Genomic DNA, 23,077 nt, shown 5'->3' with positions numbered 1-23,077 from the left:
AATCATCTTTTTCATCCTGTAGATAAGCAAAATTGATGGAAGTGACCAAGAAGTCAATCTGAACAGCCGTTCAAGCGTGCTTTGCTGACCCACTGGCGGAGTCAAACAAAATCGCGGTGACTGAAAAACACTTCGGTCACCGCGATTCTGAATGCCAGTCCTGTCAATGTACTAGCTGGCGGACTTGGCGTAGCTGGCAACGTCAATATCAACCACCTCGACCGTGTAAGAGGTATTGGGTTGATCGAGCTGCTGGAGTCTCTCCAGGATTTGATGAGACAAATTCTTTTTCTTTGTTTCATTGCGACCGGCCAGAATCCGCGCCGTCACATGAATAAACCCTGCCGTGGTTTCCCCCACCTGATAGCTGGTGTACGGGATCACCCGGGTTTTAATATCTGCCGGGGTAAAGAGTCCGGACGCCAACGCGCCCTCAAATACGGTTGAAGAGAGTTCATCGGGTGAAATCGCCGCTTCCAGTCCCTTCGAATATTCAATAATGCAATGAGGCATTTCACACTCCTGTTATTTTTGATGGCGCAACCCGCTGAGTTGGTTCAGGACGGGGAGATGATGAACGATGTTTACAGTAAATCACGGTGTCGTCTAATGATCCGGACGGCAACCGACGCGCTTTTTCCAGCCGGGCTTCCAAACGATAGCCGCTGCGCTCCGCAACCGCCCGGCTACGCAGATTAGTCGCAGACGTGATGATTTCCAGACGCTCTGCGTTCAGGTGCTCCAGCGCATATTGTTCCACCCGGGCCACCGCTTCCGTGATGTACCCTTTGCCGACTTCATCACTACGAAGCCAGTAACCGATTTCACAAAGCGGCACGGCCGGATCTTTCAGGATCAGCCCGACGGCCCCGAGCAGACGGGCATCGGACTTTCGGATCACGAAAAACCTGAGTTCACCGCGCTGATGTTCAAAATTATCGATCGCCTCACGCATGGCTTGCGTGGCCTGTTCAATCGTCTGGTGATGAGGTACCCAGGGTAAGAAGACACTCAGCGTGTCGCGATGGGCACAAACCGCTTCAAACGTAGGTTCAACCCAGCACATCGCCGGGGGCTCGATGCGTAGCCTTTCCGTTTCCAATATCTCAATCCTTTGACAATCAGATGGTTATATCAGTATGCCATAGGTGGCACGTGATTCACCACCTTGATAGAGAACAACTGAAGCACAACGCAATCGGAAATACGGCCAATCCTGAATAGATCCACTGAGCATGGCAGTATCCGCCGGAATAAGAAGTTAAAGCACGACAACTTTCCCCGGTTCAAAGGCTGGGTTCAAAGCGTCCGGCCAGTACCCTCTGGGGTTGCTCAGCACCCGGGTACCATGCCGGACAACATCAACACTGTGATGCAGGTGGCCGTGGAACCAAAGCGCAATCTCATGCTTGGCCATCACTGATTCCAGATCGCTCACATAGGCCGGAGCCAACGCATCCGGTCTGGCTAATTTGGCGGGCACCCCGCTCCCCCAGCATTGGGGGCTGGGCGCGTGATGGGTCACGACGACGGTCGGTCCCGGAAAATGACGACTGAGGGCATCTTCGAGAAACTGGCGCGCCAGGCAATGCTCAGTGTAGGCATCGTCCGGAGTAAACATCCGATCGCCGTATTGCACCATGCGATGGTCATTGAGACCGAGTGCGGCCACGTGCATGGCCTTCTCCCGATCGCCCCGCAGGTTATAGTCGGTAAATAAAGTCGCCCCCAGAAACCGGACACCCTGGAGTTCGCATTGCGCTTTTTCCAGAAAGTGAATATGGGTGTTTGCCGTGGCCTGACGCCAGATATGCAGGCTCTGTTGCCGACTCGACCCATAAGGCTCATGGTTGCCCGCAACGACAATCGTCGGCGTCCCAGCGGTTGCTTCAAGTGTCCAGTCAATATAACGGGGATCACTGTGCACCCCGATATCCCCGGCAATCACAATCACATCAGCCCCCACCCGAGGAAGCGCATAATCTGCCAGTGACGGCATGAACTCCAGATGGAGATCCGACTGATACTGAATACGCATGCCCGCTCCCTGCGATAGCGATTCTACGCGCCGCCTACACGGCGCCGGTTCATTCTTCGAACGGTTGGGTTTCGCCGGGCCGCCGCAGCATTTTGTTCACTTCATCACGGTGCAACTCTTCTTGCGAAATCATGTCCCGGGCGTACTCTTCCAACACCACCGACTTCCCTTCGACCAGTTTCAACAGTTTGTAATACAGCGCTAACGCCGATTCTTCATGCGCCAAACTCTCGCGCATCATATCGCCGATATCGTGCTGGTGTGTTTCCAGCAACGGACCGACTTTTAAGGACGGGTGTCCGCCGAGCAGCGTCACCATCTCCCCGGCTTTTTGTGCATGCAGCAGACCTTCGTCGGCATTTCCTTTCAGCCAGGAAACAATTGGAATCCGGTTATAGCCAAACACCATCAGCGAATAGTGGGTGTACCGCACCACGCCGGCGAGTTCAAGTTCCATAATATTGTTGAGCAGATCAATGACTTGTTTCTTTTCAGTATCATTCATTTTTCATCCTTACCTGTCTGTGACGAGGCAACCACACAACACCAATCACGGCTAATTATGTAAGCAATCAATACCATTTTAGCCAAGATACTCTGTGCGCATTTCCTTATTTTTTCCGTATTTGATGGCTGTCGTTCAGGTAGACTGTTCTGTATTGAAATCATCTTGAGTCCAGGAACAGGACATGAACACTGCTTTAATGGCTACTGTCGCCTTGGCCGCTGCACTGAGTTCAACGGCGCAAGCAGAGTCAGCGACATCCAGCTTTCCGATTGTTGATACGCATCTCAGTGAGTGCGCCGGCCAAATGCACCGCCAGCGCACCTGTCCGTCTCCGGGTGAGCACACATTCGGCCAGGATGCCCAATACCAAGGGCTGACGCCCAGCTATACCAATCACCATGACGGAACGGTCACCGATAATGTCACCGGCCTGATGTGGACCCAGACCACCGATCTCAACGGCGACGGCAGCATTAACAGCCGAGATAAGCTGACCTACCGGCAAGCACTGGCATACGCCGACACAGCGACGATCGGCGGTTATCACGACTGGCGGCTTCCGGACATCAAAACGCTTTACTCACTGATCCTGTTTGACGGACAAGAACCAGATGCGCAAGGGGGCAACCGCCAACGCACGCTGACCTTACGTCCCTTTATTGATGCTGCAGTGTTCGGATTCGGGCCCGGAGATCAAAATGCCGGAGAACGGCTCATTGACAGCCAGTACGCCAGCAGTACCCGGTATGTCGCCACCACCATGGGCAATCAGGACAGTATTTTCGGCGTCAACTTCATGGATGGGCGCATCAAAGGATACGGCATTGGCACGCCACCACCGGGGGCGCCGCACGGAGAAAAAACCTTCTACGTCATGTTGGTTCGCAACCAGCCGAATTACGGACAAAACCAGTTTTCGGACAATCAAAACGGCACTATTACCGATGTTGCGACCGGGCTGATCTGGCAACAGGGGGACAGCGGGAAGCCTCTCAACTGGCCGGACGCGTTGGCTTATTGTGACCGCCTGACGCTGGGTGGCTATCACGACTGGCGCCTGCCGAATGCCAAGGCCCTGCAATCAATCGTCGATTACCGTCGCTCACCGGATACCACCGAGAGTGCCGCCATCGACCCAAGCTTTAACACTACCCCAATCATCAATGAAGCCGGTCAACAGGATTTCGGCGCTTACTGGAGCAGCACCACGCATACCAATGTCCGCAATCAGGGTGCCGCTGTTTATCTCGCCTTTGGCCGCGCGATGGGTTACATGCACGGACGCTGGCTTGACGTTCACGGCGCCGGAGCGCAACGCAGCGATCCCAAAACCGGTAACGCCGGCCAATACCCGCAAGGCCGCGGCCCCCAAGGCGATGCAGTCCGGATCCAAAACCTGGCCCGCTGCGTCCGGGGCGGGATTACACGATTGGTGCAACAACCGGCGTCCCGGCAACGTCCGTCGCTGACCTACCCTGCAGCCGCCAACACCGCTTCAACAATGATACAGCCGCCCCGGCGTCATCAGGCCGCGACAGACGATCCTTTACGTGCTCAACCCGATTTCCCGACCAATAACCGACAACCCATGTCCTTTCCAGCGAGACAAGGCCGACATCAGCCGCCACCGGAAGCCATCAAGGCCTGCGTGAACAAAGCCCCGGATAGCCCGTGCCAGGTTGAGACGCCGCATGGCAAACTCAGTGGCCACTGCCTGAAACCCACTGACGATGTCCTGGCCTGTGTTCCCTCACGACCACCGACATCGTGATCGCCGGCATCACCATCAGCCCAATAGGAAGAAACCAGCATCGCAAACGAATGACATTGCCAACAGCAGGCATCAATGCCGCCCAGAAAATCGGACAAACAACGAGGCTGCGGGTGCTCCGCAGCCTCGTTGTATCATCCCCCGGGCCAAAACCCGTCAATAATCTTCTTCAATCTCAGAGTGGAATGTTTCGATTGTTTTTTCTGCTTTGACCACAGTCGTAAACTTGGCGATATGAAACAGCGCATCCCCTTCATTAACCAAGGGGATATTGTTCCGGCCAATGATGATCCCGGCCGTTCTGCTGATCACCGGATACTCATCGGTACTGAAGGGAGAAGAGATGAGCGCCAGGACGTCACCAACCGCAACCCGCTGACCCAGCCGGGCGATGAACATGCAAATCCCATCGATTTCCGCCCGCAGCCAATAAGATGCCCGTGCGATCACCGGCTGGACCGTGTTCTTTGCCAGCCTCGGTGTCGGCAACATTTCAAGGCTGCGCATTACATTGAGGATCCCACGGACCCCGCCCTTAATCGAGGCCGCGTCAAACCGCAGTGCTTCCCCGGCTTCGTACAGAATAACCGGTACCCCTTGCTTGTCGGCACACTCTCGCAAAGAACCGTCGCGGGTTTTGGAATCAATCACCACCGGTGCACCAAAGCTGAGCGACATCTGTGCCGCCACCGGATTGTCCATGTTGGCCCGGATCTGGGGCAAGTTGCTGCGATGCACCGCGCCGGTATGCAGGTCAATCACATGGGTACACTGACTGAGGATTTGAGTCCGGAACTGATAGGCAAACCGACCGCCGACCGAACCCTTGGCTGAGCCCGGGAAACTGCGGTTCATATCCCGCCGGTCCGGCAGGTAACGAGAGCGGTGAATAAACCCGAAAATATTTACCACAGGGACAATGACCAAGGTGCCGCGGATCCGGTTCAAAGCTTTGTGTTTGAGCAACTGGCGGCAAATTTCGACGCCGTTCAGTTCATCGCCGTGAATGGCGGCAGAAACCAGCAATACCGGGCCTTCCCGTTTACTGTGAATCACTTCCACCACCATATCGAGACTGGTGTGTGTATAGAGTCTGGCCACATCCAGATAAATACTTTTTCGCTCTCCGGCAGCCACCTCAACCTCACCAAAGGTGATCGACTCCCTCGGCGGTTTGCCTCTTTTCACCATGCAGTATGGGCCACGCTGTACCGACAGGACACTTACCAGCATAGTCCAGAAATGCAATGGCTGAGGATGGTATACACTCGTTAGTGTGTGTTTTTTTCAACGGTTTCTTACGACTAAGCCTCAATGGTACCGAATCTGCGGCTAGCTTGTGTTTAAACGTCTTGTTCAAAACCAAGCCTTGGCCCAACCGTTAAGGACGATCCCATGAAAATTGCTATTTTGTCTCGCAACAAAAAACTCTACTCCACACAACGTCTGGTCGAAGCGGGGGAAGAACGCGGCCACGAAATGCATGTGATTGATGTACTGCGTTGTTACATGAACATTAACTCCCAGGCTTCTTCCATACACTTTGAAGGGAAAGCCCTGGAAGATTTTGACGCGGTGATCCCCAGAATCGGCTCTTCCGTCACCTTTTACGGCACCGCCGTCCTGCGCCAGTTTGAAACCATGGGCGTATTTTCGATCAACGAATCCGTAGCGATCTCGCGCTCTCGCGATAAGTTACGATCTTTGCAACTGCTGGCCCGCAAGAATATCGGCCTGCCCATCACCGGCTTTGCGAACAAACCCAGCGATATCCCGGATCTGATCGACATGGTCGGGGGCGCTCCGCTGGTGATCAAGCTGCTGGAAGGGACCCAGGGCATCGGGGTGGTACTGGCCGAAACCCGGACGGCTGCAGAGAGTGTGATCGAGGCCTTTCTCGGCCTGCATGTCAACATCATGGTCCAGGAGTTCATCAAGGAAGCCGGTGGCGCAGACATCCGTTGCTTTGTCATCGGCGATAAAGTGGTGGCAGCCATGAAGCGTCAGGGCAAAGAAGGTGAATTTCGCTCAAACCTGCACCGCGGCGGCTCGGCCAGCCTGGTTCGGATCACTCCGGAAGAGCGCTCCACCGCGGTGCGTGCCGCCAGGACCATGGGACTCAACCTCGCCGGGGTCGACCTGCTGCGATCCATGCATGGCCCGGTGGTGATGGAGGTGAATTCCTCGCCGGGCCTGGAAGGGATTGAAAAGGCCTCGGAACGCGATATTGCGGCCAAAATCATCATGTTTCTGGAGGCCAACGCCAAACAGCGCACCACCCGGACCCGGGGCAAAGGCTAGCGGGCAAGGTCAGGATAGCTCGCACAACAATTGTTACTGAAACTGAGTTCTCATGTTGTCTGACCGGACATACAATACCCGAACATGCAATCGCTCAACATCCTGCGGTTCAAGCGACAAAAGAGTCAAAGAGACAACAGGGTCCAAGCTAGCATGGTCAAGCAGACAACAGCCGCCGTCATTCGCGGCCTGAGAACAAAGGAGACGTCAGGTGAACGAGCTGATCACCGGTAACAAACTCATCGCATCACTGGTTCTGGTCGCCATCGCCTGGGTCATCCGCTGGCTGGCGGTCCGCCACCTGGGCCAGCGCCCGAATGGTGATGACGAACAGCCCAAGCGCTGGATCAACACCATCAATAACCTGACCAACCTGGCCATCGCGCTTGGCTTAATGATCATCTGGCTGTCTGAGCTGCGCTATATGGCCCTGTCGATCGCCGCCTTCGCGGTTGCCCTGGTGGTTGCAACCCGTGAATTCATTCAATGTTTCCTCGGCTCACTCTATATCGCCAGCAACCGGACATTCGTCATTGGCGACTGGATCAAAATCGGTTCGCACTACGGCGAAGTTGCGCGCAGCGACTGGTTCAGTACCACGCTGTTGGAAATCGATATGGAGAACCTCAGCTATGGCTATACCGGGAAGTCGCTGTCGATCCCCAACCATCAGTTTGTCGGCAGTCCGGTGCAGAACCTCAACTTCATGCGCCGCTACATCAGTCATTCCTTTACCCTCACCCGGGAGGCCGACATCAATGTGTTTGATGCCAAAGCCTACATCCTGGAAAAGGCCAATGAATACTGTGCCCCCTTCCAGGAAGTGGCGCAACGCTATACCGGACTCATCGAGAAACGTTTGGGGATCCAACTGGAGGGGACAGCACCGAGTGTCCGGGTAAGCACGTCTAATATCGGTAAGAATGTCATGACCATCACGATATTTTGCCCGACCCAGGAAGCAGTCAATATTGAACAGCAGCTCACCGAAGACTTTATGGCATTTTGGTATGCCGAGCTCAACCGGCTCAAAAAAGAAAAAGAGAAAGACAAAGAGAGCAAGAAACACGACCCCGAAAAAATCAGTGCCGGAGGCACCTCATGAAAACGACGCAAACCATTGTCGGATGGCGGGAATGGCTGGCGCTGCCGGCCCTGGGGATTTCGTCAATCAAAGCCAAAGTGGATACCGGCGCCAAGACCAGTGCCTTGCATGCCTTTATCGTCAATCCCTATCAGAAAGACGGAGAAGACTGGGTTCAATTCTTTATCCACCCCTGGCAAAACGACACCAATACGGTAGTTGAATGCCACGCCCGGCTCTGTGACCAGCGGCAAGTCACCGATTCGGGTGGCCATCGCGAAATGCGCTATGTGATCCAGACTGAAATCGCCCTTGGGGATGAGATTCTGGCCGCTGAAATCACCCTGACGGACCGCGAATCGATGAAGTTTCGGATGCTGTTGGGTCGCAATGTGCTCAAGCAGGGATTTATGGTGGATTCTGCCCGGTCATTTCTGCTGGGCAGAAAACTTTCCCATCACTAACCCGGAGAAAAGTCCTATGCAATCGCTTCAAGTCAAAGACTTAAGCGGCGATTGAATAGGACTCTCGTCCGGCATGCTTCGCCTTGCGCTGAAAACTACCTTTGCCTTTTTTCGCTTTCTCGACCCGCGTTCTGAACAAGGTGCTGGTCACAGCGGCTTTGAGCGCATTATCCTGAATCGTGCCCCGGCCAAGCTCGGTCCCCTGCGTTGCCAATCCCGAATTGACAGCCACTGGCTGTTCGGGATGAGTCGGTTTTAACTGACGTTTTTTAGCCATGTTTCGGTTCCTTCAATGAATTAAGTTTTACCACCTGCACCTACGCAGTCGGCGGGAATATCTTAAGGCCATTTGGCCGGTGGACACAATGAGATTGAGCCTCTTTTGGTGATTATTTTTGCTCGATGTATTGCTGATACAGCTCGAGAAATTGAATCACGATTTCCCGTGCCACATCGGTTTCACAATTGGTCAGAAATACCATCCCGGTTTGGGTGATCGGGTTAAACACCATTTCAGTACGGATCCCCTTCACCCAGCCGCCATGATGCACAAACCCGGTCGTTCCCTGGTAATCAAATGTCCGCCACCCCAGCGCGTAATACACATTGCTTAACTTCGCGCGATACCGGTACTGATTCGCCCTCACATGGGGTTTGTGCATCACTTCAAGCACCGAAGGACGTAATACCGTCGGCTGGTGACCAAACTGCGCCAGCATCCATTTGGCCAAATCCTGCGCGCTGGCGTTCACCCCGGCCGCCGCCGGGACCCGGTAGTAATACGCCGCCGGTTTCACCGCCGCAAACCCCTTTTTCACTTTGACATGCGGTTCAACCCGATTGGGACTATTGAGAAATCCGGATAATCCGAATGAGGCATGGCTCATCTGCAACGGAAGAAAGATCAATTCCCGGACCAATGTCGAATAATCTTTTCCCGACGCCATCGCCAGCATATCCCCCCCCAGGTTATACAGAACATTTTGATAGCCGTAGCACTTTCCCGGCTCACATACAAAACGGACCCGGTTGAGCATTTGCAAAATCCGGGGGTAGCGCACATTGTCTTCCAGTAAATCGGTATAGGCATGCGGCACCAAGCCGCTTGAATGCGACAGTAGATGTCGCAGCGTGACATGTTTACCCAATTCGGGATCACTGAATGTGACGTGTTCCAGATAAGGGACCACATGGGTATCCCACTCAATCAGCCCCCTGGAAACCAGGATGGCTGCCACGGTCGAGGTAAAGGTTTTTGAAATCGACGCCAGCGGAAACACCGTCGCTGAATTGACTCGCTGCTTCCCGCCCAATCGCGTGACACCATAGCCGCGGAGCAATCGCACTTTACCGTGAACGACAATGGCCAAAGATGCACCGGGAATCCCCTGCTTTACGGCCTTTTGTACATAACTGTCCAGGGCAAAAACCAGCTCGTCCTTCGCCTCGGCAGGGACGAGAGACAACGCTACCAGCAGGAGCATAACCGGGCACCACCCGTACAGCTTATGCAACACAGGATCACCAGCTTCGTCAGTTTTCACTAAGCGTAGTGCCTGCTGGTGCCTTTACTTTTTCTCTGAATTGAGAATTAAACGCGTTAGCAAGAAGGTTCCAGGCTATAGAACAAAAAAGTTATTCATGCCAAAATAGTTCAAGAAATATACTTCAAATTGCTCTATGATCTATATTGCTGTTTATTTTTACGCCTGCGCATTTTATTGCTTTCACTGTATTCTGGTTAATTCACTCTGCTTACATGTGTACGCTAAAAATAAGTCAGTCCGTGTACAAGTGTTCGCTGAAAATAGTGTTTTATTAGAAATAATCGTTCAGCTGCCGGACAGGTTAGATTATTTACACTAAAATAACAAATGACCTATCAATCTGATTATTATGAACTTTTCATTAATCGGAGTTGGGGAAAATGCGATCCATGGCACAAAATCACTTTAATTGTTCTCAATAATGGCTAGAATAAGCCGCCTTAGCCACTTCAAGACGAATATTAATAAGGTCAAACAGTCATGAATGTAGTCGATTTTTTTAAACAAAAACGTGATGATCTATCGCGCCAACAGTTTGAACTGAAAGACTTCCTTTCACCTTCGTTGCGTGACTACTGGCTTGAGCTCATGAAGAAGGCGAATAATACGCAAATTGGTGCATTTATTCATAGTCATAACCTCGCATCGAATGATGACGCGGTTGAGCAAACTGCACCGTTGATGAAATCCGAGCCAGCGCTGAAGGTTGCCGCAGAGCCTGCGCCACAACCTGCCGCCATCGTGATGAAGCCGGAAGCGGAAGCATTGTTTCACGAGCTGAATGCGACGCTGGGTGAAGTCATCCATGTCGGGCAATGGCTCATGGTGGATCAAGCGCGAATTAACAGCTTTGCGGATGTGACCGAAGATCATCAATGGATCCACACGGACCCTGAGCGAGCAGCGGCGGAATCACCGTTCAAGACAACCATTGCCCATGGTTTTCTGACGCTGTCCCTACTTTCCGTGCTGACCGACAGTGTCGACCCGGAGAACCAGAAATTCCCGACCGCGAAAATGACGGTGAATGTCGGTTTTAACAAAATCCGCTTCCCTTACCCGGTGAAGTCAGGCAACCGTGTCCGGGCCAGTACCCGAATTCAAAGCGTGACACCGATTAAGCGCGGCCTGGAAATTGTTCAGGAACTGACCGTTGAAATCGAAGGTGTGCGTCGTCCGGGCTGTGTTGCGGAGTCGGTGATCCACCTCCATTTTTAAGGCAACATCTCCCCGAACATCGAGAAGCCAGGCTCACCCGCCTGGCTTTCTCGTTCATGCCCCTTACCCGAGAGCGGGCTGTCATCAAGCAATGATACTGGGGCAGCGCATTCGTTACTGGGACAATACGTTCGTTACTGGGACAGAATTTTCAACGCTTCATTGCGGCTCAAAGCAGACAAGGTCTGCGCATGCGCCTTCACAAACGCAGTGACGAATTCCGGGTTCGTTTTCCCGTATTCCCGCAAAACCCAGCCAATCGCTTTACGAATAAAAAACGCCTGCTCGTCGGCCAGCATCAGAATGGTTTCACTCAACAAAGGCACATTGGTCTCTGTTTTGTGTTTGAGGTGCACCAGTAGAGACGCACGGCGGAGCCATAGATTGTCGGACGCCCGCCACGCCAGCAGCTTTGCTTCCAGCTCGCGATGTTCTTTCACCAGCGGGCCGATCAAACTCGCGGCAATCTTATCGACCGTGTCCCAGTGCGTGGCACTGAGCAGCATCTCCTCGTAGATGTCGAAAGCTTCCAGGGTGCGAAACGCCTTGTAGTGCTCAGCGGCATCCATTGCCAGATACTGCTCTTCCCGGTTCTCGCCGGACCATAACCAAAGTACCAGGCGGCGGTAATCGGTAAAATCACGGATCTGCGTGTGCTCCCGGGCCTGTTGAAAAATGGCGCGGCGCTCAGGCGCTTTGACCCCGTAAAACGGCTGCTTTGTTTTCATATAAGCCTGCATCGCGCTTGCTTCCTCCGGGGTACCGGTTTCAGCCAGACGCTGCTGCATAAAAATCACCATAGGAATGATGAGTGACATAGAGAAGTTCCTTGCTCGTGCTGACGAACGTCTTAAAAATCAATGCGGTCGATCACCGTATTGGAACACAGACGCTGGCACATAAAAACCGTTTTCTCAGCCGGGCGGAACGGAGGGAGCAAAAAGTTACCCTAATGGCCTGAACCTTGCCATGAAGTGTCTGAGCAGCGGCGGCTCATAGTCAAACACCAGACCGGACAAAGATTCCGCCCGTTGACTGACCGCAATCAGCGCTTCGGCGACATAATCCATATGATCATTGGTGTAAACCCGGCGCGGGATCGTCAGGCGCATCAGCTCCATCGGAGACGCCTTTTGTCGATTTGTGACCGGGTCACGACCGGCAAGCAGCGAACCGATTTCCACCGCCCGAACCCCGGCTTCCAGATACAGGGCATTACAGAGCGACTGCGCCGGGAATTGTTCCGGCGGAATATGCGGCAACAATCTTTTCGCATCCACAAACACGGCATGCCCACCAGCAGGTTGCTGGATCGGGACGCCTCCTTCCAGCAGCCGATCCGCCAAATAGGCCACCTGACTGATACGATACGTCAGCCAGTCTTCATCCATCCCGTCATACAGCCCGCGAGCCAGAGCTTCCATATCCCGACCCGCCATGCCGCCATAAGTCACAAACCCTTCCATCGGCACACACCGAGCTTGGACATGGCGAAACAACTCCGGATCATTGCGCACCGCACAGATGCCGCCAATGTTGACCATCGGATCTTTCTTGGCTGAAAGCGTCAGCATATCGGCATAGCGAAACATCTCGGCCACAATGGCCTGGATCGACACCTTGCGGTACTGCTCATCACGCTGCTGAATAAACCAGGCATTTTCACAAAACCGGGCCGAGTCCATGATCACCGGAATCCCATGCTGCTGCGCCAACTGATAGACCGCCTTTAAATTGGCCATGGCCACCGGTTGCCCGCCGGTATTGTTACAGGTGATGGTCATGATGATCCCGGCCACGTTTTCCGCGCCGTAGTGGACAATCGCACGGTTGAGATTTTCGAGATCCATATTGCCCTTCCAGGGAAAAGGCCGGGCCGTATCAAAAGCCCGTTCATCGACTAAGTTGATCGCTTTTGCCCCGCAGATCTCAACATGTGCGGTGGTGGTGTCAAAATGGTAATTAGACAAAAAGACCGGGTGCGTGCCGCCCCGCACCTGGCGCATTTTTTCAACCAGACAGGGAAACAGGATCTGTTCGGCCCCCCGCCCCTGATGGGTCGGTACAAAATCCGCGTAACCGAAGATGTCGTCAATCGCCTCCTTGAGGCGATAATAGCTCCGGCTTCCGGCGTAAGACTCATCGCCCATCATCAGTGCGGACCACTGGGTATCGCTCATCGCGCCGGTGCCCGAGTCCGTCAACAGGTCGATATAGACATCCTCACTTTTCAGGGCAAACGGATTATAGCCTGCCGCTTTTAGTGCAATCGCTCTTTCTTCCGCCGTGGTCATGCGGATTGGCTCGACCATTTTAATTCGAAAAGGCTCAGGAACACGTTTCATGCCACCACCTCCCTCGGACCGAGAATTCAACAGGGGGAAGTTGACGAATATGTGTCACCTTCCTAGGTTAAATATATCAGCCACCTGGAAAACCTTGTAACCGGCTGCCCGAGAACAGCGGCGACTGCAGACAGCAAGGCTCCGGACCAACCAACACATCAATCGGCTGTGGTGCAGCATTGGGGAACCCGCCATATGGAACCAAGAGACGTAAAGACCGCTGATGATGCCAAAGCAATCATCAAAGCCCGCGGATTGAGTCACGTGAAAGTCGGGCTGTTTGATAACGACGGCGTCATGCGAGGCAAATATATGTCCGTCGACAAATTCTTTTCGTCCCTGGACCACGGCTTTGCCTTTTGTGATGTCGTACTCGGCTGGGATGTGAAAGATCAGCTCTACGACAATGCCCGTTACACCGGCTGGCATACCGGTTACCCGGATGCACCGGTCCGGATCATTCCCGACAGTTGCCGGGATGTGCTGGATGAAGATGGCATGCTGCTGTTTATTGCCGAGTTTGCCGGCAGTGCCGAGCCGATCTGCCCGCGGGCGATGCTGCGACGCGTCACCGATCTCGCCACGGAGATGGGATTCAAGGCCCTGGCCGCACTCGAATATGAATTTTTCCTGTTCCGTGAAACGCCACATTCGATCCGGGAGAAAGGATTTCGAAACCTGGAAACAATCACCCCGGACTGGTTCGGTTATTCGATGATCCGAAATTCAACCTACTCAGGGTTGTACAAAAGCATTCTCGCCATGGGCGAAACCATGGATTTCCCCATTGAAGGGATCCACTCTGAAACCGGACCGGGCGTCATTGAAGCCGCCATTGCCGTGGATGAAGCCGGGGCGGCCGGTGATAAAGCGGCGCTGTTCAAAACCTATATGAAGGTACTGGCGCAGAAGAACGAGTTGATGGCGACCTTCATGGCCAAATGGAGCAATGACTATCCTGGTCAGAGCGGCCATATTCATCTATCCCTGAAAAACAAAGACGGCTCCCCGGTCTTCTACGATGCCAATCAGACCGATGGCATGAGCCAACTCCAGCGCCAGTTTCTCGCCGGCCAGCAACGCCTGATGCCGGAGCTGCTGTGTATGATTGCCCCGTCGGTAAACAGCTACAGCCGGATGATCCCCGGTTTCTGGGCCCCGACGGATGCGACCTGGGGGATCGAAAACCGCACCACGGCACTACGGGTGATCACCGGCTCGGCCAAAAGCCAGCGAATTGAATACCGGATTGGTGCCGCAGATGCCAATCCCTATTTGGCGCTGGCGGCAGCACTCGGCTCCGGGCTTTACGGCATCGTCCAGGGCTGGGAACCCTATCCAGCCGTCGTGGGCAATGCCTACGAGCAACCCCATGCGCCTGAATTGGAGCTACCGCGCACCTTGTGGGATGCCACCCAGCGGTTCAAAGCCTCGGAAGCAGCCCGGAGCCTGTTCGGAAATGCCTTTGTCGAGCACTTTGCCGCCTCGCGGGAATGGGAAGAGCGGGAGTTCAGAAAGCATGTCACGGACTGGGAGCTCAGCCGCTATTTTGAGATCATCTGAATCGGGACCGCGCGGGCGTTGCGATGTTGCGCCAAGCCACGCCGGTAAACCACACAACATCTACGCAATAGCCACGAAACAGACACACAACACCCACGCAACAGCCACACATGGTAGGAGAACACAATGAGAATCGGGGTCCTGCTCTGTGATGACGTCAGACAAGCGCTACGCGATCACCACGGGAACTACCCGGAAATGTTTACCCGGCTGTTTTCCGAGGTCGATTCCTCGATCACCCTCAACTTTTATCGGGTAACCGAAGGCCAGTATCCGCAAGCGCTGGACGAATGTGACGGTTACATCACCTCCGGCAGCCGGTTCGGGGTCAACGACGAAATCAAGTGGATCCGGGTATTTGAATCGTTCGTCCATCAACTCTACGCGCAGCACCTGCCTTTTGTCGGCATTTGCTTTGGTCACCAGATGATCGCCCGGGCGCTCGGCGGAGAAGTCTGCCGCGCTGAATCCGGCTGGGGGCTTGGCCTGGCGAGAGCCGAGCTGAACCTTCCCGAAACCCGCCTGCATAGCTGGCTAACCCATTCTGCCCCACAATATGCCTTATTGGTCAGTCATCAGGATCAAATTGTCCAGCTCCCGCCGGATACCCGGGTTCTGGCCGGTAGCCAAAGCTGCCCTTATGCCATGATTCTGGTCGGCACCCATTTTCTCGGTATCCAGGGACATCCGGAATTCACCCCGACCTACCTGCAGGATTTAATCACCCTGCGCCATAGCAGTTACCCCCCAGCTACGGCCCGGGCTGCCCTCGAGTCCCTGGCCGGAAAAACAGACCACCTCGCGGTCACCCAGTGGCTGATTCATTTCATCAAACATCGCCACCTGGAGGCATCAAACCCGCCGTCAGATTAACCTGCTGCAACGCATTCGAGCGTTCATCAGATATTTCGAACAATTCCGTCAAGTTCTGCTGCTGGTCTTTATACGCCCTTGATATACAATAGCTTGCATCAAATCCCTACCCGCACATCAGATGGTCTCAACCATCGGCTCAGATTCAGGCAGGGAATGCAATTGGCATCACCGATTGCACGAGAATGAACAATATCAGGAGAAGCAAGCCATGTTTCATGCCCATGTTTACTTTGATCTGCCAGAGCAGACCACCGCCGAAGCGGTCCATCAGCGCATTCGTCAGGAACGTTCCGACATTACGGCCATTTTTCCCTTGGTCCATCGGAAAGTCGGCCCGCATGACAAACCGATGTTCGAAGTCCACTTTCTCAACAATGATTTGGGATTTATTGAGTGGCTGGATCAACACCGAAAAGGTCTGACGGTGCTGATCCATCCGGTCAGTGATGAAGAGCTGGCCGATCACACCTCGCGGGCTCAATGGCTCGGAAACCCGCTGCCGATCCATACCCACATTTTTGATCAATAACCGCTAGTCAGGGCGCGGCTTCCCCGGCGCCCGCAACACCAGTGCGATCCCCCCGAGAATGGCCAGTGATGATAGCAGGAGCCGAAGCGACAAAGGTTCGCCAAGCAGCAAGACGCCACCCACCGCGGCAAACACCGGCACACTGAGCTGGACCGTCGCGGCGGTGGTTGCCTGGATCGCGGGCAACAGTTGGTACCAGAGCGCATAGCCCAATCCGGACGCCAACGCGCCGGAGAGCACCGCATAAGCGACCCCGACAACATCGATTGTGACTGACGTCGACGTAACCACCACCAGGAGCACCGCCAGCGGGACACTGCGAATAAAATTACCTGTCGTGACCAGTAAAGGGGCACCAACACCTTTGCCGCGAAGCGAATACACCCCCCAGGCAATACCGGCCATCAACATCAACCCGGCCCCGGTCCACGAAGGAGCACTCAGCCCCGGGGACAGCAACACCACAAGTCCGAGGACCGCCAGGGTAAACCCGACCCACTGTAGCCGCTGGAACCTTTCCCCGGTCCACAAACCATAGCCCAGCATGGTGATCTGAACGGCTGCAAACAGCAGCAGCGCCCCGGTTGCCGCCGGCAGACTCAGATACGCAAATGAAAAGCCCCCAGCATACCCGAACAACGCCAACGCCGAATACCAATCTCCCCGCAGAGCCTCCTTGCCGTATTTGACTCGGGTGAGCATCCATAACATCACGCCCCCGGATAACAGACGAATGGCCGTAAACGACGCCGCATCAATGTTTGTGGTGGTGAGTGCCACCCGGTTCAGGAGAGAATTGGCAGCAAATGCCAGCATGGTGATCCCGATCAGCGCATAGAGCCGCCCCGAAGGGAATGCCGGGGGACGTGGCGCTGGAGGCCGCGGTGGGGTTGGGAATTGTTGCGTTGTCATCGTCAAATCCTCTGCGTCGAGAACCCGAAATCAAAACAAAAAGAGCAGCTTCATTCCGAGAGCTGCTCTTGACAGGGTGCAACCTGCATCTTTTTCAGGCCGGCTCAGACTTCAACAATCACTTTCCGGGCCAAAGACATCGCAAGGTTGTTATCATAATACGCAGCTTCATTGATAAAATGCGGGTAGGCTTCATAGTCGCCTTCCCAGCAAACTTCCGTGCCGTCGAACAAGGTATAAATCGGGTCACCCGGGAGTAGCGGTTTAAAATCTGCATCCTGCACATTGCGGTGAACCATGCCGATACGCTCACCCTGCTCATCTTCCGGCAGCTTCAGGGTTTCTTCATATTTAAACGCTTCATAGGACGCCGGCAGCGCCGGGATCGCCCCGGTATTGTGCAGCTCGATAAAATCCAGAATGTGGCGGGTCATCGTCTCCATCCAATCCAGAACATCCTGACGCAACACCGATTGCGACTGCGGCCCCACCTCGACTATCACGCCTTGCGGGGTGATGGAGCTGAGGAACAGATGATCTTCAACAGAGACCTGATCTTCAAGCACGATGACTGCTTCCGGCATCTGCACTTTGACGTAGGCCCCGAGCTGGCGGTTGAACGCATTCGATTGCAGCAGGATCAGCGTTGGTCCCATATTACTGGTGGTGTTATGCAGATCGATAATAAAATCGGTTTTTGCATGCCCTTTCGGCCCCAGTTTTTGGTTAATAACCTTGGCACGACTCTGCTCGTAATTTGCCAGCTCCGGGTTGTTCAAGTCAGCCAGTCCGAACTGACGATTCAAATCCACATCCAGGTAACGTTTGTTTTCCTCAAACGCTTTCGGGTTCGCAAACACCATTTGGGTCGTGAAGGTTTCCCGGGCGATCAGTTGCGGTTGCTGCTGCCATTTTCGCAGCAGATAAATGCCACTGAATTCATTCCCATGGGTCCCGCCAACTACCGCGACCGATTTCATTGCATTCGTCTTTGTGTTCACAAGCCTGACTCTCACTTCACTCAATATTTATTCCAAGATACTGAAATAAAAATTAGTTTCAACCAGAAAACAACCCAACAAACCGCCTAGATATTCACCGGGCGCATTTGTGCCAGTTTGAGATAAGAGTGCAGCGCATGGTTTTTGTACTCAATCGCGGAATGAAGGCTGCTTTGCTTGTTAGCGATCACGGAAAAATCATACCGGTCATCACCACGATGAAGCGCAATCTCCAGGACACCATCTGCCACCCGCCAGGTACCCGTCCCCTGCTGGCGCTGAAACAATGCCGTCTCCCGGACAGAGCCATCCGGGTGAAATACCAATTCCGTGACATGACCGGCACTACAGGTTTTGAGCCAGGGCTGCGCCGGAATTTCTGCTTCAGAAAACTGGCGTTTGGTTGTCAGCCAGTGCGCCATGTCGGCCTGTTCGCTGTCATCCAATGCCGGTAATGCTGACAAATCCGCCAGCCGAACCCGTTCAGACTCACGTAAATACAACTGCAGCAGCTGATGGTTTTTCTTTTCCGACATCCGTATCACCTATACATTTCATGACGTTAGCCAAGAAGCTAAACGCTTCTTAGCCGCCTTTCACGAGATAAAGCGCAAAACTGTTAACCTGCTCAAAACTTCACCTTGCTGCGCATGGTTTTCACCTGCCCGCGCTGAGATTTTTTGTCCATCCGGCGTTGTTGCGAACCTTTGGTCGGTTTGGTGGCCTTGCGCGCTTTCTGTTGTACCGCAACCGACTGGATCAACTGTTGCAGACGCAGCAAAGCATCTTCCCGGTTCTGCTCCTGGGTCCGATACTGCTGCGCTTTGATGATGATCACGCCATCCTTGGTGATGCGCTGATCAGCAAGTTGCAGCAGGCGCTCTTTATAAAAAGCAGGTAACGATGACCGTTTAATGTCAAACCGTAGGTGGATGGCACTGGATACCTTATTCACATTCTGGCCACCCGAGCCCTGAGCCCGGATCGCGGAAATATCTATTTCCCAATCCGCCAATTGCACCGTATTTGAAATCGCTAGCATGATAAAACTGTACGTCTGTTCTCAATGAGTTGCTGATCAATAGTATAACCTCAACCGGGCTGGAGTTTGCAGCCTCATGCATTGTTTAACGTGCCCCCTATGGCTTGGATGGGTCTGCTTGTATTAACGCCCCGGTATACTTTAACGCCCCCGTATACATTCATGCGCCCAAATACTTGGACGCGCCCAATGGCATTAATTGACTCGACCGCTTTGGCGCTTCCGTCGGCACCGTTCGGAACAGTAGCGCACCTCAGGCCAGCAATCTTTCCATTTTTTTCGCCAGCGAAATGGCCGTCCGCAGATCGGACAGACTTTCTCAGGCAGTTCAGTTTTCTTCATGGGATCATTTCCGAGCGAACCGCGCCGGGTGGTTCTGTGATCCTGCTTACGGGCCTGCTTTGCAGCCATAGGCCATTGGTTCAGAACGCCGTATCCTCAGGCATCGCTTGGTTTTTACGTGATGTTTTATGGATACAATCATCGGATTATTATCAGATTTCGGCCAGTTTATCCGTCCTTGGATGGGTGATATCGCCACCGCCATGGTCGCCTGCCTATTAGTGGTTTTCGGGGCCGATATTAACCGTCTGCTGCGAGGACAGCTTTCCGGAACCAACTTTATTCTCCGCACCGCCGTCTTCATTCTCATCAATGCGTTCGGGTTTGGCTTCCTGATTGTTTCGGCCGCTCCGTGGCTCAGCCGCCAGTTAAGCCAGCTCCCCAATGTCTGGCTGGTTGGGGTGATCGTGACAACTTTTGTATTTATCGGCACCTGGGCGCAACGCCACCGACAAATCTGAGCACTCAACGCTGTCACCCAAAGCTGCAACCCATCCCCCGGCAACAAACCGAGGGATGGGTTAAGGGCCTTGCGTTGATTTTCAATGAAACGAGAAGAGGTTTAGAACAGCTCGACATCCCCTTCTGCTAAAGAACTTTGCTGCGCAATGGTGTGCATGCTTTGGCCGGCTCTTGCGGTCAGGGCCGCCAATGCCTGGCTGAAGTCATGCCAGTTGATCTCTGCAGCGGTGGCATGGTCCCGAACCAAGTCATGCAGCTCTTCCAGCAACACCAGGCTGTACATCGCGTGCTCCCCCTGCTGCGTCACGATATCGGCAAATTGCAACGCCCGGATACTGTTTCCGACTTCCTGTTTCAGGTTATCGCTGATCTCCGCGACTTTATCCATTTCGTTCCGAACTTCTGCATTTACCGCCTGCACCCCTTGCAGTAACGTAGCCACATGCTGCTGCGACGTGAGTGTCTGCCCCATATCCAACGCCGCAATTTCTCCGACCGTCCGGCTGGCAACATGAACCGTTTCCTGTGCCACCTGGATATGGCTATGAATCGCATCATTGAGCTCAAAAGCTTGCTTGGACAGTGCCCGAACTTCGTCGGCAACCACAGCAAAGCCACGTCCCTGCTCACCAGCCCGGGCGGCTTCAATGGCTGCATTCAAGGCCAGTAAATTCGTCTGCTCCGATAAGCCTTTGACCCGAACCAGCAGCTGGAAAACATCATCCAATTTGGCGGACATTTCCTGAATGGAGTGCTCTGCCGATTGGCTCTTGCTGCTGATTTCATTGAGCTGCTGGATAAATTCTGCAATTGCCCCTTCAGTGGTCGCGACCACTTTGTCCAGGGCATAATCGCTGTCACGATTGGCAAGCAGATTATTGACCAGACTCACCGATCGATCTTTTTGCTCATGACAGGCGCTTTCCATCCCGAAAAAGCTATTATTCAGGGTTTCAACCGAATCATCCAACACCCCACGTTGCTTTTGCAACGAGTCCCGGATCGACGCCAGTTCATCCTTCAGCAAGGCTTCCAACTGCTGCAGGCACACCCGCATATCCGGCGCTGGCCTACTCTGCGCCAGTGCTGACGCAATCTGCCGATTGGTCTGAACCCCTTCCAGCCACCATTGCCCCCAACTCAACATCGCCATCAAGATGACAATCCCCTGGAGCAGTCCCTCAGCGGTGAGCCCAACCCCAACGACCGCTCCGGCGCTGATCAACAACGGCAATACCCACCGGGCCCCTCCGTGCTGCTGACCCCGGTTTTCCTGCCCGGCGGGCCCCGTCGTGCGCCCGGCGGAAAAATTCAGCTCATCCATAAACCTGCTCCAACAAATAGGTCGCTATCTGCGGGAGCGCCAGCGTTTTTCCCGCCGCTCCCAATTCAATCGCCGCACGCGGCATTCCCCAAACCACCGAACTTTGTTCGTCCTGTGCGATGGTGACCGCGCCACTTTGCCGCATCGCCATCAGCCCCTGGGCACCGTCTTTGCCCATTCCTGTTAATAAGACCCCGACACTCTCAGACGGCACCACCTCTGCAACCGAGTGAAACAACACATCAACCGACGGACAATGCCGATTGACCGGCTCCGTGTTCAGCGGTTGGCAATAGAGCTGGGCGCCCCGGCGAATCACCTGTAGATGCTGGTCGCCCGGTGCAATATACACGTGGCCAGCGACCAGCGGCATGCGCCCCTGCACCTCCCGAACCGTTAGGCGGCAAAGTCGATCCAGTCTTTGCGCGAACGAGTCACTAAACACCGGCTTAATATGTTGCACCACAACAATCGGCGGCATCTGGGCCGGCAAAGCCTCCAGAATCGATTTGATCGCTTCTGTGCCGCCGGTTGACGCCCCGATGGCAATCAGCTTATGGCGACTGTGTTGCTTTACGGCACGAACTCGCTCTCGTGCATCAGGAGACCGGTTCGTTAGAGCATCATCCGCCGGGAAATTCGCCCTCGGCCGCGCAATGGGCACATTCGTCTTCATCACATTGGCGTTTGCTGCCGCTTTGACTTTTTCTATTACCTGGATTCGATACTCGGCCAACTGACTGATGGCCTGGGTCGGTTTGGGAAAGTAATCGACCGCGCCCAGCTCTAAAGCGGCCAGTGTCGTTTCGGCGCCATGCTGCGTAAGTGTTGAGACCATCACCACCGGCATCGGATGCAATCGCATCAGATTTTTCAAAAACTGCACGCCATTCATTTTCGGCATTTCGATATCCAAGGTGAGCACGTCCGGCTCGAGCTGCTTGATGCGATCCCGGGCCTGATACGGATCCGCCGCCGTACCGACCACTTCCAGTTCGGGATCACTGCCCAGCAGTTCGCACAGCAAAGCCCGGAACACCGCCGAGTCATCCACCACCAGCACCCTGATTTTCTTTTTCTCTAGCACGCTGATATTTCCTTATCCTGACACCCGCGCCGAGGCTGTGACTGGTGCGATGCTCCAGCTCGTGCCTGTGCCGGATGCAATATCGCCGGGAAGCGGCGCACCCAGGCCCGGCCGCTGGTTGGTTCGAACATCAATTGCCGGGTCACCTGGCCCCCTAAATCCGAACCCATCAATGACAATCCCGCATCCTTGATGTACTGCAAAGCAAACACGACATTGTCGTGGCCGATGGAAGAAAACTGCCCCATCACCTGCCCGCCTCCGAATAACTTCACTTTAAGCCGGTGTTTCATTGCGCCCCGCTCGATCAATTGCGCAATGAGCATCCCCATGGCCACATCGCCGTACTTGGCTGTCCGGGCCGATCCAGCACCGAACGTCGTGCTGTTGCGAGCCGTGTTTTCATGGGCATGGGACAACATCAAATGATTCATCCCGCCAATGCTCAGTTCCGGGTCCCAGATACAGGCCGCAATACATGATCCCAGGTTGGTTGTGATCAGCTCGTTCCGCGAAGAAACATAGACTTCACCGGGCTTAATTTTCACCATCATGATCTGACGCTTCTCGTGATAAAACCGGGCCACGGGTTGAGCCGTTGAAGACTCACCCCCTCGCGGCTCATGACGTGTCGACACCTTCATCGCACAACCTCCCACGATC

At 54.2% G+C, this 23,077-nt stretch carries 25 protein-coding genes and 1 pseudogene; 9 read left to right on the top strand and 17 right to left on the bottom strand.

Annotated features, from left to right (window positions below; genetic code table 11):
- Window positions 1-171: 171 nt before the first annotated feature.
- The 4 genes from NH461_RS17265 to NH461_RS17250 form a co-directional block, all read right to left on the bottom strand.
- Window positions 172-513 (bottom strand): 5-carboxymethyl-2-hydroxymuconate Delta-isomerase, encoded by a 342-nt coding sequence (locus NH461_RS17265; protein ID WP_261603855.1) that lies wholly within the window; start codon window positions 511-513, stop codon window positions 172-174.
- A gap of 1 nt (window position 514) precedes the next feature.
- A complete protein-coding gene (locus tag NH461_RS17260; RefSeq protein ID WP_261603854.1) occupies window positions 515-1,102 on the bottom strand; it encodes a GNAT family N-acetyltransferase in 588 nt (195 codons plus the stop codon).
- Window positions 1,103-1,261: 159 nt separating this feature from the next.
- Window positions 1,262-2,038 carry a metallophosphoesterase gene (locus tag NH461_RS17255; protein ID WP_261603853.1) on the bottom strand — a complete coding sequence of 259 codons (777 nt, stop codon included), beginning with the start codon at window positions 2,036-2,038 and terminating at the stop codon, window positions 1,262-1,264.
- 49 nt (window positions 2,039-2,087) lie between these two features.
- Window positions 2,088-2,543: a bacterioferritin gene (locus NH461_RS17250; protein WP_261603852.1), complete on the bottom strand. Its 456-nt coding sequence runs from the start codon at window positions 2,541-2,543 to the stop codon at window positions 2,088-2,090.
- 184 nt (window positions 2,544-2,727) lie between these two features.
- Between NH461_RS17250 and NH461_RS17245 the strand changes: the two genes are divergently transcribed.
- A complete protein-coding gene (locus NH461_RS17245; RefSeq protein WP_261603851.1) occupies window positions 2,728-4,317 on the top strand; it encodes a DUF1566 domain-containing protein in 1,590 nt (529 codons plus the stop codon).
- A gap of 156 nt (window positions 4,318-4,473) precedes the next feature.
- On the opposite strand, the gene NH461_RS17240 is transcribed toward NH461_RS17245, so the two are convergent.
- Window positions 4,474-5,505: a succinylglutamate desuccinylase/aspartoacylase family protein gene (locus tag NH461_RS17240; RefSeq protein ID WP_410000152.1), complete on the bottom strand. Its 1,032-nt coding sequence runs from the start codon at window positions 5,503-5,505 to the stop codon at window positions 4,474-4,476.
- Window positions 5,506-5,712: 207 nt separating this feature from the next.
- Here NH461_RS17240 and rimK point away from each other — a divergent pair, with 207 nt between their 5' ends.
- The 3 genes from rimK (at window position 5,713) to NH461_RS17225 (ending at window position 8,166) form a co-directional block, all read left to right on the top strand.
- Window positions 5,713-6,618 carry a 30S ribosomal protein S6--L-glutamate ligase gene (gene rimK / locus NH461_RS17235; protein ID WP_261603849.1) on the top strand — a complete coding sequence of 302 codons (906 nt, stop codon included), beginning with the start codon at window positions 5,713-5,715 and terminating at the stop codon, window positions 6,616-6,618.
- A 211-nt stretch (window positions 6,619-6,829) separates the two neighbouring features.
- Window positions 6,830-7,723: a mechanosensitive ion channel family protein gene (locus NH461_RS17230; RefSeq protein ID WP_261603848.1), complete on the top strand. Its 894-nt coding sequence runs from the start codon at window positions 6,830-6,832 to the stop codon at window positions 7,721-7,723.
- Entirely contained in the window at window positions 7,720-8,166 is a 447-nt protein-coding gene (locus NH461_RS17225) for an ATP-dependent zinc protease (protein WP_261603847.1), read from the top strand. Before NH461_RS17230 ends, NH461_RS17225 begins: the two co-directional genes overlap by 4 nt.
- A gap of 52 nt (window positions 8,167-8,218) precedes the next feature.
- Here NH461_RS17225 and NH461_RS17220 read toward each other — a convergent pair.
- Window positions 8,219-8,398: pseudogene (locus NH461_RS17220) on the bottom strand (alternative ribosome-rescue factor A); the annotation flags it as partial.
- Between the two features lie 157 nt (window positions 8,399-8,555).
- Window positions 8,556-9,650 (bottom strand): serine hydrolase domain-containing protein, encoded by a 1,095-nt coding sequence (locus tag NH461_RS17215; RefSeq protein ID WP_261603845.1) that lies wholly within the window; start codon window positions 9,648-9,650, stop codon window positions 8,556-8,558.
- 543 nt (window positions 9,651-10,193) lie between these two features.
- Here NH461_RS17215 and NH461_RS17210 point away from each other — a divergent pair.
- Complete coding sequence (locus NH461_RS17210; RefSeq protein ID WP_261603844.1) at window positions 10,194-10,931, top strand: MaoC family dehydratase; 738 nt, start codon at window positions 10,194-10,196, stop codon at window positions 10,929-10,931.
- A gap of 134 nt (window positions 10,932-11,065) precedes the next feature.
- Here the strand turns inward: NH461_RS17210 and NH461_RS17205 are convergent, their stop codons facing one another.
- Window positions 11,066-11,749, bottom strand: a complete 684-nt coding sequence (locus NH461_RS17205; RefSeq protein WP_261603843.1) for a DNA alkylation repair protein — start codon at window positions 11,747-11,749, stop codon at window positions 11,066-11,068.
- 126 nt (window positions 11,750-11,875) lie between these two features.
- On the bottom strand, window positions 11,876-13,276 hold the full coding sequence (locus tag NH461_RS17200) for a tryptophanase (RefSeq protein WP_261603842.1): 1,401 nt from the start codon (window positions 13,274-13,276) through the stop codon (window positions 11,876-11,878).
- A gap of 195 nt (window positions 13,277-13,471) precedes the next feature.
- Here NH461_RS17200 and NH461_RS17195 point away from each other — a divergent pair, with 195 nt between their 5' ends.
- From NH461_RS17195 to NH461_RS17185, 3 genes are all read left to right on the top strand, one after another.
- Window positions 13,472-14,839: a glutamine synthetase family protein gene (locus NH461_RS17195; RefSeq protein WP_261603841.1), complete on the top strand. Its 1,368-nt coding sequence runs from the start codon at window positions 13,472-13,474 to the stop codon at window positions 14,837-14,839.
- Window positions 14,840-14,965: 126 nt separating this feature from the next.
- Entirely contained in the window at window positions 14,966-15,712 is a 747-nt protein-coding gene (locus NH461_RS17190) for a type 1 glutamine amidotransferase (RefSeq protein WP_261603840.1), read from the top strand.
- A 211-nt stretch (window positions 15,713-15,923) separates the two neighbouring features.
- Window positions 15,924-16,244, top strand: coding sequence for a DOPA 4,5-dioxygenase family protein (locus tag NH461_RS17185; RefSeq protein WP_261603839.1), 321 nt, complete (start codon window positions 15,924-15,926; stop codon window positions 16,242-16,244).
- 3 nt (window positions 16,245-16,247) lie between these two features.
- Here the strand turns inward: NH461_RS17185 and NH461_RS17180 are convergent, their stop codons facing one another.
- The 5 genes from NH461_RS17180 to NH461_RS17160 all read right to left on the bottom strand — a co-directional run bounded on the left by NH461_RS17180 (window position 16,248) and on the right by NH461_RS17160 (window position 19,541).
- Window positions 16,248-17,156: a DMT family transporter gene (locus NH461_RS17180; protein ID WP_261603838.1), complete on the bottom strand. Its 909-nt coding sequence runs from the start codon at window positions 17,154-17,156 to the stop codon at window positions 16,248-16,250.
- A 104-nt stretch (window positions 17,157-17,260) separates the two neighbouring features.
- On the bottom strand, window positions 17,261-18,136 hold the full coding sequence (locus NH461_RS17175; RefSeq protein ID WP_261603837.1) for an aspartoacylase: 876 nt from the start codon (window positions 18,134-18,136) through the stop codon (window positions 17,261-17,263).
- 107 nt (window positions 18,137-18,243) lie between these two features.
- A complete protein-coding gene (locus NH461_RS17170; RefSeq protein WP_261603836.1) occupies window positions 18,244-18,693 on the bottom strand; it encodes a hypothetical protein in 450 nt (149 codons plus the stop codon).
- Window positions 18,694-18,785: 92 nt separating this feature from the next.
- Window positions 18,786-19,199 carry an alternative ribosome rescue aminoacyl-tRNA hydrolase ArfB gene (arfB, locus tag NH461_RS17165; RefSeq protein ID WP_261603835.1) on the bottom strand — a complete coding sequence of 138 codons (414 nt, stop codon included), beginning with the start codon at window positions 19,197-19,199 and terminating at the stop codon, window positions 18,786-18,788.
- Window positions 19,200-19,394: 195 nt separating this feature from the next.
- Window positions 19,395-19,541: a DUF2256 domain-containing protein gene (locus tag NH461_RS17160; RefSeq protein ID WP_261603834.1), complete on the bottom strand. Its 147-nt coding sequence runs from the start codon at window positions 19,539-19,541 to the stop codon at window positions 19,395-19,397.
- Window positions 19,542-19,669: 128 nt separating this feature from the next.
- On the opposite strand from NH461_RS17160, the gene NH461_RS17155 reads away from it, so the two are divergent.
- Window positions 19,670-20,002, top strand: a complete 333-nt coding sequence (locus NH461_RS17155) for a DUF3392 domain-containing protein (RefSeq protein WP_261603833.1) — start codon at window positions 19,670-19,672, stop codon at window positions 20,000-20,002.
- Window positions 20,003-20,103: 101 nt separating this feature from the next.
- On the opposite strand, the gene NH461_RS17150 is transcribed toward NH461_RS17155, so the two are convergent.
- From NH461_RS17150 to NH461_RS17140, 3 genes are read right to left on the bottom strand one after another with little or no spacing between them, the layout of a single operon-like run.
- Window positions 20,104-21,327 (bottom strand): methyl-accepting chemotaxis protein, encoded by a 1,224-nt coding sequence (locus NH461_RS17150; protein WP_261603832.1) that lies wholly within the window; start codon window positions 21,325-21,327, stop codon window positions 20,104-20,106.
- On the bottom strand, window positions 21,320-22,414 hold the full coding sequence (locus NH461_RS17145) for a chemotaxis response regulator protein-glutamate methylesterase (protein WP_261603831.1): 1,095 nt from the start codon (window positions 22,412-22,414) through the stop codon (window positions 21,320-21,322). Before NH461_RS17145 ends, NH461_RS17150 begins: the two co-directional genes overlap by 8 nt.
- The gene (locus tag NH461_RS17140) at window positions 22,408-23,058 is read right to left on the bottom strand and encodes a chemotaxis protein CheD (RefSeq protein WP_261603830.1); all 651 of its coding nucleotides are present in this window, start codon (window positions 23,056-23,058) and stop codon (window positions 22,408-22,410) included. Before NH461_RS17140 ends, NH461_RS17145 begins: the two co-directional genes overlap by 7 nt.
- Window positions 23,059-23,077: the final 19 nt, after the last annotated feature.

It is taken from the genome of Photobacterium sp. TY1-4, assembly GCF_025398175.1.
Lineage (GTDB): Bacteria > Pseudomonadota > Gammaproteobacteria > Enterobacterales > Vibrionaceae > Photobacterium.
Note: the sequence above shows the minus strand (reverse complement) of the source record. Positions and strands in the feature narration are given on the sequence as shown.